Genomic DNA, 16,369 nt, shown 5'->3' with positions numbered 1-16,369 from the left:
CACAAACACGCCTTTGTTAAAGGATATTCAGAATAACTCTAATGGACCTCGCTGGATAATCGACATACCGTCCCGGGCATTCAGTCTGGGAGGCATCCGGTTATGCCGAATATTAACGGCACGAAGACTCTGACGGAGTGGCTGACGCTGCTTCTGGGGGTCGTTATTCTTCTTGTGGGCCTGATCTTTGTCATCATGGGGGCTGACCTCGCGATGCTGGGCGGCTCTGTTTACTACGTCATTTGCGGGATCGTGCTGGTTGCCAGCGGGGTGTTCATGGTGATGGGCCGCACGCTTGGCGCATTCCTGTACCTCGGCGCCCTGGCCTACACATGGGTCTGGTCCCTGTGGGAAGTCGGGGTCAGCCCGATTGACCTTCTGCCGCGCGCTTTCGGCCCGACCATTCTCGGCATTCTGGTGGTCCTGACCATTCCGGTCCTTCGCCGCCTGGAATCCCGCCGTACACTCAGAGGAGCCGTCTGATGCGTCGGTCTCACCTTCTCGCAACAGCCGCAGGCCTCGCGCTCGCCTGTTCGCCTCTCGCCGCCCACGCTCAGTTCGCTCCCGCAGGCTCGGGTGGTTCTCCGACTGCCGCAGTTCCTGGTCCAGGCAATGCGAATGAGCCTACTGAGAGCGGTCCTAAAGAGCAGAGCTATTTTGCCGGACCGTCTCCGTATGCCCCGCAGGCTCCGGGCGTCAATGCTGCAAATCTGCCGGATATCGAGTCAATTGATCCGTCAGAAGTGCCTGCCATGGCACCCCAGCAGAGTGCAAACCCTGCTCCAGGAGACTGGGTTGCTTATGGCCGTGATGACCATCAGACGCGTTATTCACCGCTGTCTGAAATCACGCCTGAGAACGCTGGCAACCTGAAGGTCGCGTTCACCTATCATACGGGCAGCTACCCACGTCCGGGTCAGACCAACAAATGGGCAGCTGAAACCACACCGATCAAGGTGGGTGACGGCCTCTACATGTGTTCAGCCATGAACGACATCATGAAGTTGGACCCGGTCACGGGGAAGCAGATCTGGCGTCGGAATGTGGATGTGAAGTACCACTCCATTCCCTACACCGCAGCCTGTAAGGGCGTGACGTATTTCACGTCGTCCGTCGTGCCTGAGGGGCAGCCCTGCCACAATCGGCTTATCGAAGGCACGCTCGATATGCGCCTGATTGCTGTTGATGCGGCAACGGGTGAGTTCTGTCCGAATTTCGGTCACGGTGGTCAGGTCAACCTGATGCAGGGTCTTGGCGAGTCCGTTCCGGGCTTCGTTTCCATGACCGTACCGCCACCGGTTGTTGATGGCGTTGTCGTCGTCAATCACGAAGTGCTGGATGGTCAGCGTCGCTGGGCACCGTCTGGTGTGATCCGTGGTTACGATGCTGAAAGCGGCAAGTTCGTCTGGGCATGGGACGTTAACAACCCGACCGATCACAGCCAGCCAACGGGTAATCGCCACTATAGCCGTGGTACGCCGAACTCATGGGCCGCACTAACGGGCGATAGCGCTCTTGGTCTGGTTTATGTGCCGACCGGAAACTCCGCTGCCGACTATTACAGCGCCCTGCGTAGCGATGCCGAAAACAAGGTTTCTTCCGCAGTCGTGGCGATTGACGTCAAGACGGGTGAAGAAAAGTGGGTTTTCCAGACCGCCCATAAGGACGTCTGGGATTATGATATTGGCTCTCAGGCAACCCTGATGGATATGCCTGGCCCTGACGGCCAGCCCGTTCCAGCTCTTATCATGCCGACGAAGCGCGGTCAGACGTTCGTTCTGGATCGCCGGACAGGTAAGCCAGTTCTTCCCGTCGTAGAGCGTCCGGCTCCGTCACCAGGCGTCATTCCTGGCGACCCGCGGACACCGACGCAGCCCTGGTCCGTCGGGATGCCTGCTCTGCGCGTGCCCGATCTGAAAGAGACGGATATGTGGGGCATGTCTCCCATTGATCAGCTCTTCTGCCGGATCAAGTTCCGTCGTGCGAACTACGTTGGTGAATTCACGCCGCCGAGCGTTGATAAGCCATGGATTGAATACCCGGGCTACAATGGTGGCAGTGACTGGGGTTCCATGTCTTATGACGAGAAGAGCGGAATCCTGATCGCGAACTGGAACATCACCCCGATGTACGACCAGCTCGTCACCCGCAAGAAGGCCGACAAGCTTGGTCTGATGCCGATCGACGATCCTAACTTCAAGCCAGGTGGCGGTGGCGCCGAAGGTAATGGTGCCATGGACGGAACGCCTTACGGCATCGTCGTGACGCCGTTCTGGGATCAGTACACGGGCATGATGTGCAACCGTCCGCCTTACGGCATGATCACGGCGATCGACATGAAGCACGGTCAGAAGGTGCTCTGGCAGCATCCGCTGGGAACGGCTCGGGCCAATGGCCCCTGGGGTCTGCCGACAGGTCTTCCCTGGGAGATCGGAACACCGAACAATGGTGGTTCTGTTGTGACAGGTGGCGGTCTGGTGTTCATCGCAGCAGCTACGGATAACCAGATCCGCGCCATTGACGAACATACCGGCAAGGTCGTGTGGAGCGCAGTGCTGCCGGGTGGTGGTCAGGCCAACCCGATGACCTACGAAGCCAACGGCCATCAGTACGTTGCCATCATGGCAGGTGGTCATCACTTCATGATGACGCCAGTCAGCGATCAGCTCGTGGTTTACGCTTTGCCTGACGCCGTTAAGTAAAGCCGACGACTGTGGCGGATGTGCTGTGCACATTCGCTACACTCCATCGTCAAAGGGGGACTTCTGTGCTAGCAGGGCATGGACGTCTCCCTTTTTCGTTTCTGCCTGTTTTTCATTCTGAAAGCCTCAGGCGCAGACCGATCAGGAAGGCTTCTCGTTCGGATCAAATTTTCAGAATGGCCCGCCGAAACGCTCATGACTGACCGTTCTCCCGTGATCCTCCAGGTCCTTCCTGCACTCAGCACTGGGGGGCTTGAGCGCGGTGCCATCGAAATCGCCGCTGCCATCACTCAGGCGGGCGGGAAAGCCATTGTTGCTTCAAAGCCGGGGCCGCTGCTGATCCAGTTGAGGCACGCTGGCGCAATTCATGTGCCGCTCAACCTGAAATCCAAATCACCTGTTGCTGTACTGCGCCGGGCCCGTGATCTTCAGAAACTGATCCGCCAGCAGGGGGTGGATCTGGTGCATGCCCGCTCCCGTATTCCGGCATGGGCGGCCTGGCTGGCCTGTCGTCGTGAAGGGATCCCGCTGGTCACGACATGGCATGGTGTTCATGGTGCGGGCTGGTGGGGCAAGAAGCTTTATAATTCTGTTCTGGCCCGTGGCACGCGCGTGATTGCCATTTCGAATTTCATCGCCGGCCGTCTGTCCGGGCAATATGGTGTTCAGTCAGACCGTCTGCGGACCATTCCCCGTGGCGCCGACCCCTCTCTTTTTGACCCGGAAAAGGTCTCCGGCGAGCGGATCCAGCGTCTTGCCGAAGCTTGGTCAGTCCCTCACGGCGCCCGCGTGATCCTGATGCCTGCACGTCTAACGGCGTGGAAAGGGCAGAGGGTCCTGATTGAAGCACTGAAGTTTCTCAAACAGGCCTCTGTTACACCCTGGATCTGTGTTCTGGTTGGCCCGGAAACGGATCATAAATTTGCGCTTTCTCTTGGGCGGAGAATTCAGGAGCTGGGTCTGGAGGACAGGGTTCGCTTCGCAGGGACATGCCAGGACATGCCAGCAGCCTGCGCTTTGGCGGCCGTTGTCGTCGCGCCGTCTCTGCGGCCTGAACCCTTCGGGCGGACGCTTGTAGAGGCGCAGATGATGGGCAAACCCGTTATCGGAACGGCACAGGGCGCCATGATGGAGACGGTCCTGCCTGGACAGACCGGTCTCGTTGTTCCTCCCGATAATCCTCAGGCATTGGCAGAAGCACTCCTCGGCATTCTGTCGGCCGATGATGAGACGCTTGCCTATCTGGCGGAAAATGCCCGTGAGCATGTCTTGCGAAATTATACGATCCGACAGATGCAGTCGGCGACACTCGGTGTATATGACGAGCTGCTTGGAAAGCATCTTCGAGCATCTTTCGACGGACAGACTGATGACAACTGACAAGACGGAAAACGACAAAGCTACGGCCCATCTGACTGATAAGGCGCAGGCTGCCAAAGAGGCACGTGCAGCTCGCGAAGCCAAGGCGCTCCGGGCCAATCTTCTGCGTCGTAAACAGCAGCAGCGCATCAGGCCCACAGCGCCCACACCGTCTTCCGAAAGCTAAGGCGTCATGAAAATTCGTCTGCCAACGCCATCGCCACAGGAACTGGCGTTGGCGGGCGTTACGGCGCTCTGGGGAGGCACTTTTCTGATCCTGCATCTAGCCATGCAGCATTGCGGACCGATGTTCTTCGTCGGTGTGCGATTTCTGATGGCCGCAGCCATGGTGGCGTGTCTGGCAGGTCGTCACATGACAGGTCTGACACGGAAAGAAGTGCGATCCGGTATTCTGATCGGGATTGCCCTTTCAATCGGGTATGTTCTGCAAAGTGCAGGGTTGCGTGAGGTGACGAGCAGCCGTTCTGCATTCATCACGGCTCTCTATGTGCCGTTGGTGCCATTATTTCAGTGGGCCATTCTGCGTAAATCGCCGCACATCATGAGTTGGGTCGGAATCGGCCTGGCGTTTGCCGGATTGATTGCGCTGGCAGGGCCGGCAGCCCTGACCCTGACCTTTAGCCATGGTGATTTGCTGACGGTGCTGTCAGCATGCGCCATTGCTGCCGAAATTGTTTTGATCAGCCTGTTTGCCCAAGGCGTGGACAGTCGTAGAATCACAGTCTGCCAGCTTGTTGGAGGCGGCCTTTTTGCACTTTTTCTTATGTCGGTCGCCGGGGAGCATGTGCCGACATTTTCATGGATCTGGGTTGTTTGTGCTGCGGCTCTGGGAAGCCTGAGTGCTCTGGTACAACTCGTGATGAACTGGGCTCAAAAGTCCGTCCCACCTTCAAAAGCTGCTGTGATTTATGCAGGAGAGCCTGTCTGGGGCGGTCTGGTCGGCTGGCTGGCGGGCGATCAACTGCAGGCCACCACGCTTCTGGGCGCTGCTTTGATTGTCTGTGGTGTTCTTGCCAGTGAGATGAGACCGCGCTGGCTTGTCAAAAGGCAACAGCACCTCACGGAAAATGGCTAAACCGACACATTGCGTGATCGGGCGGCTGTCGGTAGAGCAGATCGGTCCCCCCGTGTAGGAGTTAATGCGTCCATGCCAATCATGCCTGATACCTGGATCCGCCAGATGGCCAAAGAACACGGCATGATTGAACCGTTTGTGGAAAACCAGAAACGGGAAGGCGTTATTTCCTATGGTCTGTCGTCATACGGTTATGACGCGCGTGTCGCGGAAGACTTCAAAATCTTTACCGATGTGGACAGTGCCGTCGTCGATCCGAAGAACTTCGCCGCGAACAGCTTCGTGACACGGACGGGCGACATCACGATTCCCCCGAACAGCTTCGCACTGGCGCACACGATCGAATATTTCCGTATTCCGCGGGACACGTTGGTCGTCTGCCTTGGCAAGTCCACCTATGCGCGCTGCGGTATCATCGTGAATGTGACGCCGCTTGAGCCGGAGTGGGAAGGGCAGGTCACCATCGAAATCAGTAACACGACGCCGCTGCCTGCGCGCATCTATGCGAACGAAGGCATCTGCCAGTTCCTGTTCTTCCAGGGCGCCAGCCCTTGCGAAGTCAGCTACGCGGATCGTGCCGGTAAATACATGCGCCAGTCCGGCGTAACCACGCCTCGGCTGTAAGGAGCGCATCACTCATGGACCGTTTCATTATTCGTGGTGGCCATCGCCTGACGGGCGAAATCGAGATCGGGGGCGCAAAGAACTCCGGCCTCAAGCTCATGGTCGCAGGCCTGCTGACCTCTGATCGTCTGGTGCTGTCCAACGTTCCGCAGATTGCTGACATCAAGACGATGCGTGATCTTCTTAAGGGACTGGGCATCGCCGTCGAGGCTGTGGGTGAGCGTACCCTCTCTATCGGAGGCGAAATCGGATCGGTGGAAGCCCCGTACGACATCGTTTCCAAGATGCGTGCTTCCATTCTTGTTCTTGGCCCGCTTCTGGCGCGTGCCCGTGAAGCCAAGGTTTCGCTGCCGGGTGGCTGCGCTATTGGCACGCGCCCTGTGGACATGCATCTCAAAGGGCTTGAAGCTCTGGGTGCTGAAATCCGCCTTGAGAACGGATACATCAATGCCCGTGCGCCCGAAGGCCTGAAGGGCGACCGGATTATCCTGCCGTTCGCCAGCGTTGGTGCGACAGAAAACCTGCTGATGGCGTCCACGCTCGCCAAAGGCCGTACCGAAATTGTCAACGCAGCGCGTGAGCCCGAGATCAGCGATCTGGTGCACTGTCTCAATGCGATGGGCGCACAGATTACGGGCGAAGGTTCCGGTACACTGATCATTGAAGGCGTAGAGCGCCTGCATGGCGCCAACTATGCGGTCATGCCAGATCGCATCGAGTGCGGCACTTATGCTTGCGCTGCGGGCATTACGGGCGGTGACCTTCTGCTCGTCGGTGGTCGTGCCGATGATCTGGGGGCTGTAATCCGCACCCTGCAGGAAACGGGTGTTGAAGTTGACGAAGATCCGCGTGGTCTGCGCGTCCGTCGCACGGGCAAGCTGACAGGCGTGGACATCATGACGGAGCCATATCCGGGTTTCCCAACGGACATGCAGGCCCAGTTCATGGCGATGCTCTCTGTTGCGGATGGTGCGTCCATGATTACCGAGACGATTTTCGAAAATCGTTTCATGCATGTTCCTGAACTGAACCGGATGGGTGCGCGCATCAATCCCCATGGTCGCTCGGCAATTATCCGTGGCGTTCCGAAGCTGTCCGGTGCTCCGGTCATGGCAACTGATCTTCGGGCGTCTTTCTCGCTCATCCTGGCTGGACTTGCTGCTGAAGGCGAGACGCAGCTCAGCCGGATTTACCATCTGGATCGTGGGTATGAAGGCGTAGATCGCAAGCTCGCAGCATGTGGTGCTGATATCGAACGCGTTTCAGACTGAAGACTGTTCAGGCTTCTTTTTTAGACAAGCGGTGAGCCATTTCGGCTCACCGCTTTTTTTGTGGCTCGTGCGTCTGAAGCCATCCGTTATGAAACGCTTCCTCTCTGTCGGGCGTAATAAGTCAAACCCGAAAAGTTTTCCTTAGGCATTTGATAAATCCCCCAGGGATTGAATGCGGCAGAGTCAGGAGAAGCAGAGAATGACGATTCCGACAGTCACGCTCAATGACGGCACGACCATTCCGGCGATCACGTTCGGAACCTATAAGCTCAATGGTGCTGCGGGCGTTGAAGCCATGAACAGTGCCCTCAACGTGGGCTATGACGCTCTGGACAGTGCGTTCAATTATGAGAATGAAGGGGCAGTTGGGCGCGCCGTGCGTGAGAGCGGCCGCCCCCGGGAAGAACTGCGCGTCGCCTCAAAGCTACCAGGCCGCCATCATGACTATGATGCTGCGCTGACAACGATCGAGGAGTCCCTCTATCGCACGCAGCTTGACTACTTTGACCTGTATTACATTCATTGGCCTAACCCGAAGCAGGGCAAGTACGTTGAAGCCTGGAAAGCCCTGATTGAGGCAAAGAAGCGCGGCTATACCCGATCAATTGCCGTATGCAATTTTCTGCCAGAACATCTTGAGCGGCTGAAAGCTGAAACAGGCGTTCTTCCGTCGATCAACCAGATTGAACTGCATCCCTATTTCCCGCAGGACGATATGCGGAAGTGGAACCATGATCATGGGATCATTACGCAGGCCTGGAGCCCCCTAGGGCGCGCAAGTGACCTTCTGACAAATCCGCTGTTGAAAACAATCGCTGAGCGGCTAGACGAGGAAGTCGGGCAGGTTATTCTCCGCTGGCATCACCAGCTTGGTTCTGTGCCCATTCCCAAGTCTGCCACGCCTGAGCGCCAGATTAAGAACAGGTCCATTTTCGACTTTGCCCTGACAGAAGACGATATGACGAAAATTGCCTCTCTGGCGCGTGCAGATGGGCGTCTCGCCGATCAAGACCCTGCCACCTACGAGGAATTTTGATGTTTGAAGGGCTTCCTGCAGCGGAAGCCCCCTTTGGTTACTCTCGCGTCAAAGCGCGCTGAAATAGAGCATTCGTCCAGTTCATGGCCTGCAGGAAGAGAGCAGCATCGAAGCGTGGTGCTCCATCACGCAGGAATGCATGTTGGGCGTTAACTTCATGCCACTCCAGCGTGACGCCCGCGTCCTCAAGTCTATCCCGGATTATGCGCCGTCCCGCATAGGGAACATGCGGGTCTGACTGGCCCCAAACCATCATCAGTTCACCAGTGATGTCTGTGGCCCGAATGAGCGAGTCATCAGACTTGCCTTCACCAAGCGTCGCTGAATGCAGGTCGGTGGCATAGAAACACGCTGTTGCTTTGACTGCAGGATGAAGAGCCGCCCGATAGGCGAGATGCCCCCCTAGGCACACACCAAAAGCACCAATGGCGCCTGTGCAGAAGCTGCTGTCTTGCAGCCATTCGACAAGGGCCGCCGTGTCAGAGTCAAAGGCTGAGACAGGTTTGGCGTATTTCAGATCATTCCCGCGATCTGTTCCATCCTTGTCATAGGTAAGGACAGTCCCGGCAGGTTCGTACTCATGATACACTTCGGGGATTGCGACGAGATATCCCTGTCCCGCAATCATGGCGCCCAATCGTTCGATAGGTGCCGTGACCTGATAGATTTCCGAAAACAGCATAACAGCTGGGAAACGGCCATCCTGAACCGGTCGAAAAATATGAACACGCATTGAGCCAGTAGGCGTTTGAAGATCGATTTTTTCGTCAGTTCTGATGATCATGAGACGATCCACCCTGCGAGAGTTTGCAAGTAACGCATCTGGCTCTGTTTGTAGGCGGCCCACTGGCGTGCTGCAACGTCGTCTGAAGAAAGGGCTTTGTGCCGGTTGTTAATCTCAACCGGCACAGGACACCCTGATCAGCCCTTTGGCGTGATGACGTCCGCAAGTGTCGCAGCGGTTCCACGATCCTGCAGGCTCTGCCGCATGTCAGTGAAAAGCTGGACGAAAGCAGGGTTGTCAGTGAGGCCCCAGCCCGCAAAGACGCCCATATCTAAAGCGCGCGCCGGATCGGTGTCCGTCACCAGTGCACGATCTTCCTTGCTGAGACGTGGCTCTGTGACAGGGAAGTCCGCGTTTGTGTCGTCCCGGCCGTTCATGTAGGCGCAGTAGCAGGCCAGCAGGAACGCGATCCGGCGCATGTCACCGTTGTCTTTCACCACGATCTCGGCTGTCGGGCGAATAAAGACCGGCAGTTTGGATGTGCTGTCCGACGCAATGCGCAGAAGCTGATCACTGACAGCTTTGTTGCGGAAACGCTGGAGCAGGAGGGCCCCATATTCCGGAAGGCTGATGCCGGGAGGAGCGGTCAGATGTGGTTCTGAGTCGAAACCCAGAAACTGCTGAAGCAGGCGGAAAAGGTTCTCGTCTTCCATGGCTTCACTGACGAAGCGGTACCCCATCAGGACGGCGGGGAGGGCCAGCATGGAGTGGGACGCGTTGAGCATGCGCAGCTTGACCTGTTCGTATGGCTCAACATTGTTCGTGAACAGTACACCGGCCTGCTCCCAGGCCGGGCGACCTTCTGGGAAATTGTCTTCCACAACCCACTGGATGAAGTCTTCGCAGAACAGTGGAGCGCGGTCTTCAATGCCGCTTTCACTATTGAGGCGAGCAATGTCTGCCGGTCCAACCGCTGGGGTAATACGATCAACCATGCAGGCCGGGAACGAGACGTTCCGGGAAATCCAGTCCGCCAGTTCGTCGTCTCGCAGGCGTGCGAAGGACAGGACGGCGTGGCGCGCAACCTCTCCGTTCGACGGAACATTGTCGCAGGAGAGAATTGTGAAAGCATTCACACCGGCTTCACGGCGCAGACGAAGAGCCTCGGTGAGGATACCAAAGGCTGTTTCCGGCACTTCACGCTTGAGGTCCGCAACGATGGTCGGATGGTCAGCCATGAAGTGGCCTGCCTCATCCATGTAATATCCACCTTCCGTAATCGTCATGGTGACGATGCGGATTGCTGGATCGGTCAGGCGCTTCAGGGCTGCCAGACGGTCTGCGGGAGCGTGGATGTATTCCACCAGGGATTTTACAACCCTTACGACGTCCGGACGGCCCGATGGGCATTCCCGCAAAGTGTAAAGACCGCCCTGAGACTGAAGGGCTTCAGCCTTCTGCACTTCAGACGGCACATCCATCAGGCCAAGGCCAACAATGCCCCAGCTTTCCTGGCCCGGCAGAGCCAGTGTGCGGTCTGTGTACACGGCCTGATGGGCGCGGTGAAAGTTTCCGACACTGAGATGGGCAATCCCCGCAGTCACCTTCTGGCGATCATAAGGGGAGGTGAGGATGGTCTCTGGAAGGTGGGCCAGAGTTTCCGGGGTCAGTTTCATGATGGTTCTTCCGAACGAAAGGCCCGACCCTTTTAAGAAGAAGACGTGATGAGGAAACTGTTTTTATTAAATATAAATTTTTTCTAATATTTCTCGCACCAATGAGAGGATTCATTAGGGAAACGAAAATATTCATAACCCGAAAGCAGATGCTTCCGGCATGGGAATAAAGTCAGGCAGCGCTTCTATACGCTCCAGCCATTGTTGAACTGCAGAATAAGGCGCTAGAGACACCCCGCCCTCAGGTGCGCGTTTGATGTAAGCGTAACAGGACAGATCGGCGAGCGTGGGCATGTCACCTGCGAGAAATGGCCGCTGTTTCAGTTCATCATTTATGAAGGGAAGCAGCTTCGCAGCCTTTGCCTGAGCCGGGGCAATATCATCCGAGCGCTTCCAGAGCGTCGCCGCACGCGCCATAGCCGGTCCATATCGCAACTCGCCAGCAGCAATGGAAAACCATTTCTGAACTCGAGCCGCGCCGAGTGCATCCTCTGGCAGCCATGAACTGTCGGATGCATAGGTTTTCGCGAGATAGACCAGAATGGCATTGCTGTCTGTCAGGATAATATCGCCGTCTTCCAGAATCGGAATTTGGCCCAGCGGATTAAGCTTCAGCACTTCAGGCGACTGCATTGAGGCTTCTACGAAGCTGTAATCCAGCTTCAGGATCGACAGGAACAGCCGGACGCGATGCACATGGCCGGACAGAGGAATTCCATAAAGACGTCTAGCCATGATCTGGTCCGGTAATGGTGAAAAGGACAGAGTGGCCATCGTGACGGAGACACGCAACGGCTTTATGGTCCTGTTTCATCTCATTTTAACTCAGGATCATCCGACATGAGTGCGCCTATCCATCGTCTGACCGTGGAAGATCTGGTGGAAACCGTTGAATCGGTTGTCGCGTCTGAAACGGATCAGATTGCGAACATGGCCAATATCGCGGCCCTGCTGTTCGAGGCCTTGCCAGACATTAACTGGGCCGGATTCTATCTTTTCAAGGATGATCAACTGGTCCTCGGCCCGTTTCAGGGGCGTCTGGCCTGCACGCGCATTCCGCTTGGGAAAGGCGTCTGTGGAACTGTTGCCCAGCAGAAAACCACGCTCGTCGTTCCGGATGTGCATGCGTTTCCAGGGCATATTGCCTGTGATGCTGCTTCGGCTTCCGAAATCGTGGTTCCCATCCTGCATGATGGAAACCTGATCGGAGTTCTGGATATTGATAGCCCTGTGAAGAACCGCTTCGATGCGGAAGATCAGGCCATGATCGAAAAGATTGTCAGCGCCTTTGAAAAGACGCTGACAGCCTGATTTTCAGGCAGGAACGTTTTCGCGCAGATGGTTCATCAGCGCGGAAACGTCTTCCACAACGGTGAACAGCTTAAGCGTGTTGGGGGAGGCAAAGCCCTGCTCAACGGCATCGGTCAGGGTGCGGACAAGGGATTTTGCCCAGCCACCAATATTGACGATGTAAATCGGGTCTTGGTGCAGACCGAGCTGCTTCCAGGTCAGAATTTCCATCAACTCATCAAAAGTGCCGAATCCACCTGGGATGATGGCATACGCATCTGAAAGCTCGAACATGCGGGCTTTGCGGCTATGCATGTTGGGTGTCACTTCAAGCTCTGTCACGCCTTTATGCATGACTTCGCGATCATGCAGGAACCCGGGAATAACGCCAATAACCTGCCCCCCCGCGGTCAGGGCGGCATCCGCAACGGTACCCATCAGACCCACATGACCACCGCCGTAAACAAGCGTAATTCCGTTCTGGGCCAGAGCCGTTCCAAGTTCGGATGCACCTTCTGCATACACAGGGGAGTTGCCGAAGCGGGAGCCGCAGAAAACAGCGCAGGAACGAATGGTCATGGGAAGCAGGTCCTGTAAGGAAGCGGGCAGAACGCTTAGACGGCAGGCTTCCGCCCAAGCGAACGGCTGATGAGCACACCGACCAGACAGCACACCGCAGTCGTGCCGAACATGGTCTTGTAGCCAGCAAACTCGATGACCTGCCCGAGCACAAGACCCGAACATGCAATCGCCAGATCAATGAAGATCGAATAGGCGCCCAAAGCGGCCCCGCGGTTCTGTGGGCCAGCACTGTTGACGGCCAGAACACCAAGCGCAGGGAACAGCAGGGAGAAACCTGCGCCAGTCAACGCCGCACCGATCAGAGCAGCCCCTTGTGAGGGGAAAATTGCCAGACAGGCCAGCCCGACAGCTTCGATCAGCAGAGAGACGATCGCCACGAAGACGCCGCCACGCCGGGCAATCTGTGAGGCGAAAAAGAACCGGATAACAACGAATACGATACCGAAGACGGACAGGGCTGTTGCAGCGCCCTCCCAGTGCAGAACGGCATAATACAAAGCAAGAAAGGATGAGATGGCACCGAATCCGATGGAGCCAGCCGCCAGCGCCATGCCATGCGGCAGAACCAGACGAAGCGCGCGCGTGAAGGGAACGGGCTTTTCCGTGGAGGGAAGAGGCTTGATGCCCTTGTAAAAGCCGATCAGGGCAAGACCAAAGAGCGGAAGAATAACGGACAGGATACCGACCGAGACAATGCCGCCATAAGGATGAGGAAGCTGTGAGAGCTTGGCGCCAATCGGAGCACCAAGAGCAATGCCTCCATAAGAACAGATACCGTTCCACGAAATGGCAATAGCTGTGTTTTCAGCTCCGGCTCGGCGGATATTCCAGACAATGACGCCCGTGGCAGCCCAGCTTTCGGCCCATCCTAAAAACAGACGACTTAAGAGCAAAATTCCAAGGGAAACGGCGGGTGTTTCGCCTGACCAACCCGCACCGATCATCAGCAGGCCTGAGATGAGGCATGTCACCAATCCGCCTAAAACAACCGGTTTGGGGCCTATGCTATCTACCAGCCGACCAGCAGAAGGGCGCGCTGCAAATGTCGCAAGATATTGCAGGGAGAAGGCTAGACCAGCGATCGTCGTGCTATAGCCCAGCGTATGGTGCACGAAGATCGTCAGGACGGCATTGGGAAGCCCGATAACGATGTAAACTAGAAGATTGAACAGAACGACGGTAAGAACCCGCTTCGTCGGTGAACTCACCGGCGTTTCTTCCGCAGTCATGCCTTCAATCTCCTGTTTCTTTAAGTAACTAACTGGTTACGTCCTGTCTGGCATAGGACAGTTTGAACGATCCGTCACGGTCAATGGACCCCTCAGGTCCAAAAAACAACAGTATGTGATCTTTCGGGAATGAACATCCCGAGAGAAGGTGGCCTTAAAGCATGTTCTGCAGGCGGCTTGAAACCGCTGAGCATACTTTCTGGCGCAACGGCTCTGCCAGTGAGGACAGGGAGTATTGCTGGGACGTATTCGTCTGGTTGCTGACGGCCTGAAGAATGCCCTGCTGGCCAGCACTGTATGCCGGGCTGTTAGTCACGCCTGCTGCCTGTGTGGCAGTGGAGAGAAGACCCGTAGCATTCGTCCCCGTAGCCAGGTTGTTCGTCACGCAATAGTTCAGCACGCCGGCCAGATTGCTGGTGGAGGTGGAGGAGAGATTTGGCAGCCCAAGGGCGCCCGTCAGGCCACCGGTCAACTGTGAAGCTGTGCTCTGGGCTGCGGCAGTTGCAGCGGATGTTGCCGCTGCCTGCGTTTCCGGATTCTGGGCAGCCGACATCCCGGATGTGCAGCCTCCGAGAGAGAGGGCTGCGATGGCAGCAATTGCGCCAGTCGAGAGCAGGGCTGGCAGGCGGAACGGAACCATAAAATTTCAACTCCTGTAAGGACAACCATGAGGCGTGATCTGCCTCTATGCGTCCTAACAACGCTCAAAAGAGAGAAAGTGAGCGAAAAACCTGTCGATTTTCGGGGAGCGCCGTTTCTGGCTGATCGAAAGCAAGCTGCATCTGTGAACTCTCGTCCGGTATCTCCAGCGTTGGCCCCGCGAGAGCCGATAACGTGAGGCCGAGAAGACGCACGCCGGGCACTAAAGGAAAAAGCGGTGTTAGGAGAGACTGCCCAACTTCCGCCAGAACTGCTTCGGACCCAACAGAGACAGGCAGACTGCGGGCTCGCGTAATTTGGCGGAAATCTGCATATTTGACCTTGAGAGTTATGGTTCGGCCTGTGATCTGTTTACCCTGGGCCTGTAGCCAAAGTTTGGTGGCAATCATTCCAAGAGCATTGCGTGCGGCGGCTTCATCTCGCAGGTCTGTCAGATAGGTCTGTTCCGTTCCCAAAGACTTGCGCTCGCGATTAACCACGACGGGGCGGTCATCAATCCCGCGGGAAATACCATGATAAAAGGAAGCGGCCTTTCCAAAGTGGCGTGTGAGCGTGAGCAAATCTATTTTCCGGAGGTCCGCGCCGGTTTTAATGCCCAGAGCATTCATTTTTCGAGCAGTTGCCGGGCCAATTCCATGGAACTGGTCTACGGACAAATTCAGCACAAAATCCGGTCCCATTCGCGGCGTGATGACAAAAAGCCCATCAGGTTTGCGGTAATCAGACGCCAGTTTGGCCAGAAACCGGTTGTAAGAAACCCCAGCGGAAGCTGTAAGGCCGGTTTCTTTGCGGATGTCCGCACGAATGCGTTCCGCAACCAACGTGGCCGAACCATAAGCGCCCAGATAATCTGTGAGATCCAGATAGGCCTCATCAAGGGAAAGAGGCTGGATGAGGGGCGTATATCGGGCAAAGATCTCGTGGATCTGCATGGAAACAGCGCGATAGACGTCAAACCTGGCCGGTACGAATATAAGATCCGGACAAAGGCGCTTGGCTTTCAGGGAGGGCATCGCAGAGCGAACACCAAAAGGACGCGCTTCATAACTGGCAGCGGCAACAACGCCACGGGCCTCGCCCCGTCCAACCGCGAGAGGGCGGCCACGTAAGGACGGGTTATCTCGCTGTTCGACAGACGCATAAAAAGCGTCCATGTCGATATGCACGATCCGGCGGGACTCCATCTGTACAGTGTCGCCGATCAACAGGAACGAAACAAGATCGGATCAGTCCATGAGCATCGAAGACGCCCGTCGCGCCGCTGGTTTCCAGACAGTCTCAACCCGTCTGGCTTACAGCAATCCGTGGACGGCCCTGCGAGAGGACATCATCATTCATCCTAACGGCAAGAAGGGCCTTTATGGCATTGTCGAGCGTGGAGAGTTTGTGGTGATCCTGCCCATGCATGCTGATGGCCGCGTGACCCTGATCCAGCAGTTTCGGTACCCGGTTGGGGAGCGCCTGCTCGAACTGCCAATGGGAATGTGGGAGACGAAGGAGAACGTCGATCCTGTCGAGCTTGCTCTTGGTGAACTCCGCGAGGAAACGGGCCTGCGCGCGGGCGAGATGATTCATGTGGGAACGATGTATCAGGGAGCCGGATACTCGAACCAGAAAGGCCACGTCTTTCTGGCGCGTAACCTCACGCGTGGGGAAACCGAGCTGGAAGACACCGAGCAGGACATCACGACGCAGGACATGACGCTGGGCGAATTTGAAGATCTGATCGCGTGTGGCGAACTTAAATGCATGGTGTCTCTGGCTGCCTTTGCGCTGATTCGCGCAAAGGGCCTGATCTGACGTCCGTTCAGATTACGGTATCAAGAAACACAACTTTCGAGCCACCGTCTTCAACCAGTGTTTCGATGGCCTGGTTGAAGACGCGGCCGTGGTCTGTGCCCATGTGAGCCTTGAAGGCGTCTTCGTCGCGGTAAGTTTCTTCGACATGAAAGAAGTCAGGATCAGTCGCCAGTGTGTGAACGACAAACCGTTCACAGCCGGGTTCGGCCCGAACGTCGGCTGCCAAGCCTATGAGAAGGTCGCGAACTTTTTCACGGCAGCCGGGAAGGGCTTTCATCGTGGCATAAAGGGATTTCGGCATAGGTCTTGATCCGCTTGAA

General features: G+C 56.6%; 18 protein-coding genes. 10 read left to right on the top strand and 8 right to left on the bottom strand.

Annotated features, from left to right (window positions below):
- Positions 1 to 102: 102 nt before the first annotated feature.
- From R5H23_RS09715 to R5H23_RS09680, 8 genes are all read left to right on the top strand, one after another.
- Positions 103 to 483, top strand: coding sequence for a glycerol dehydrogenase (locus tag R5H23_RS09715; protein ID WP_086633540.1), 381 nt, complete (start codon positions 103 to 105; stop codon positions 481 to 483).
- On the top strand, positions 483 to 2,702 hold the full coding sequence (locus R5H23_RS09710) for a pyrroloquinoline quinone-dependent dehydrogenase (protein ID WP_099211551.1): 2,220 nt from the start codon (positions 483 to 485) through the stop codon (positions 2,700 to 2,702). The genes R5H23_RS09715 and R5H23_RS09710 overlap by 1 nt, the downstream gene beginning before the upstream one ends.
- A 195-nt stretch (positions 2,703 to 2,897) precedes the next feature.
- Positions 2,898 to 4,082, top strand: a complete 1,185-nt coding sequence (locus tag R5H23_RS09705) for a glycosyltransferase family 4 protein (protein WP_317215267.1) — start codon at positions 2,898 to 2,900, stop codon at positions 4,080 to 4,082.
- Positions 4,072 to 4,248 carry a hypothetical protein gene (locus R5H23_RS09700; protein WP_211498403.1) on the top strand — a complete coding sequence of 59 codons (177 nt, stop codon included), beginning with the start codon at positions 4,072 to 4,074 and terminating at the stop codon, positions 4,246 to 4,248. Before R5H23_RS09705 ends, R5H23_RS09700 begins: the two co-directional genes overlap by 11 nt.
- 6 nt (positions 4,249 to 4,254) lie before the next feature.
- Complete coding sequence (locus R5H23_RS09695) at positions 4,255 to 5,157, top strand: DMT family transporter (protein WP_317215266.1); 903 nt, start codon at positions 4,255 to 4,257, stop codon at positions 5,155 to 5,157.
- A 72-nt stretch (positions 5,158 to 5,229) separates the two neighbouring features.
- Positions 5,230 to 5,781 carry a dCTP deaminase gene (gene dcd, locus R5H23_RS09690; RefSeq protein WP_064275649.1) on the top strand — a complete coding sequence of 184 codons (552 nt, stop codon included), beginning with the start codon at positions 5,230 to 5,232 and terminating at the stop codon, positions 5,779 to 5,781.
- A 14-nt stretch (positions 5,782 to 5,795) separates the two neighbouring features.
- A complete protein-coding gene (gene murA / locus R5H23_RS09685; RefSeq protein WP_317215265.1) occupies positions 5,796 to 7,052 on the top strand; it encodes a UDP-N-acetylglucosamine 1-carboxyvinyltransferase in 1,257 nt (418 codons plus the stop codon).
- Between the two features lie 199 nt (positions 7,053 to 7,251).
- Positions 7,252 to 8,088 (top strand): aldo/keto reductase, encoded by an 837-nt coding sequence (locus R5H23_RS09680; protein ID WP_317215264.1) that lies wholly within the window; start codon positions 7,252 to 7,254, stop codon positions 8,086 to 8,088.
- Between the two features lie 37 nt (positions 8,089 to 8,125).
- On the opposite strand, the gene R5H23_RS09675 is transcribed toward R5H23_RS09680, so the two are convergent.
- From R5H23_RS09675 to R5H23_RS09665, 3 genes are all read right to left on the bottom strand, one after another.
- Positions 8,126 to 8,872 (bottom strand): dienelactone hydrolase family protein, encoded by a 747-nt coding sequence (locus tag R5H23_RS09675; protein ID WP_317215263.1) that lies wholly within the window; start codon positions 8,870 to 8,872, stop codon positions 8,126 to 8,128.
- A gap of 137 nt (positions 8,873 to 9,009) precedes the next feature.
- A complete protein-coding gene (locus R5H23_RS09670) occupies positions 9,010 to 10,488 on the bottom strand; it encodes a mannitol dehydrogenase family protein (protein WP_086633535.1) in 1,479 nt (492 codons plus the stop codon).
- Between the two features lie 132 nt (positions 10,489 to 10,620).
- The gene (locus tag R5H23_RS09665; protein WP_317215262.1) at positions 10,621 to 11,223 is read right to left on the bottom strand and encodes a glutathione S-transferase N-terminal domain-containing protein; all 603 of its coding nucleotides are present in this window, start codon (positions 11,221 to 11,223) and stop codon (positions 10,621 to 10,623) included.
- Positions 11,224 to 11,328: 105 nt separating this feature from the next.
- Between R5H23_RS09665 and R5H23_RS09660 the strand changes: the two genes are divergently transcribed.
- Positions 11,329 to 11,799 carry a GAF domain-containing protein gene (locus R5H23_RS09660; protein ID WP_046900594.1) on the top strand — a complete coding sequence of 157 codons (471 nt, stop codon included), beginning with the start codon at positions 11,329 to 11,331 and terminating at the stop codon, positions 11,797 to 11,799.
- Positions 11,800 to 11,802: 3 nt separating this feature from the next.
- Here R5H23_RS09660 and R5H23_RS09655 read toward each other — a convergent pair whose 3' ends face one another.
- The 4 genes from R5H23_RS09655 to dinB all read right to left on the bottom strand — a co-directional run bounded on the left by R5H23_RS09655 (position 11,803) and on the right by dinB (position 15,433).
- Positions 11,803 to 12,357 carry a TIGR00730 family Rossman fold protein gene (locus R5H23_RS09655; RefSeq protein WP_317215261.1) on the bottom strand — a complete coding sequence of 185 codons (555 nt, stop codon included), beginning with the start codon at positions 12,355 to 12,357 and terminating at the stop codon, positions 11,803 to 11,805.
- A 35-nt stretch (positions 12,358 to 12,392) separates the two neighbouring features.
- Positions 12,393 to 13,589, bottom strand: coding sequence for an MFS transporter (locus R5H23_RS09650; RefSeq protein WP_046900596.1), 1,197 nt, complete (start codon positions 13,587 to 13,589; stop codon positions 12,393 to 12,395).
- Between the two features lie 154 nt (positions 13,590 to 13,743).
- Positions 13,744 to 14,229, bottom strand: a complete 486-nt coding sequence (locus tag R5H23_RS09645; RefSeq protein ID WP_046900597.1) for a DUF2501 domain-containing protein — start codon at positions 14,227 to 14,229, stop codon at positions 13,744 to 13,746.
- 64 nt (positions 14,230 to 14,293) lie between these two features.
- On the bottom strand, positions 14,294 to 15,433 hold the full coding sequence (dinB, locus tag R5H23_RS09640; protein ID WP_317215260.1) for a DNA polymerase IV: 1,140 nt from the start codon (positions 15,431 to 15,433) through the stop codon (positions 14,294 to 14,296).
- Between the two features lie 49 nt (positions 15,434 to 15,482).
- Here dinB and R5H23_RS09635 point away from each other — a divergent pair, with 49 nt between their 5' ends.
- Positions 15,483 to 16,049 carry an NUDIX hydrolase gene (locus R5H23_RS09635; protein WP_317215259.1) on the top strand — a complete coding sequence of 189 codons (567 nt, stop codon included), beginning with the start codon at positions 15,483 to 15,485 and terminating at the stop codon, positions 16,047 to 16,049.
- 7 nt (positions 16,050 to 16,056) lie between these two features.
- On the opposite strand, the gene R5H23_RS09630 is transcribed toward R5H23_RS09635, so the two are convergent.
- A complete protein-coding gene (locus R5H23_RS09630; RefSeq protein ID WP_046900600.1) occupies positions 16,057 to 16,350 on the bottom strand; it encodes a putative quinol monooxygenase in 294 nt (97 codons plus the stop codon).
- Between the last annotated feature and the right edge of the window lie 19 nt (positions 16,351 to 16,369).

It is taken from the genome of Gluconobacter sp. GP1 (assembly GCF_032913585.1).
GTDB lineage: Bacteria > Pseudomonadota > Alphaproteobacteria > Acetobacterales > Acetobacteraceae > Gluconobacter > Gluconobacter cerinus.
Note: the sequence above shows the minus strand (reverse complement) of the source record. Positions and strands in the feature narration are given on the sequence as shown.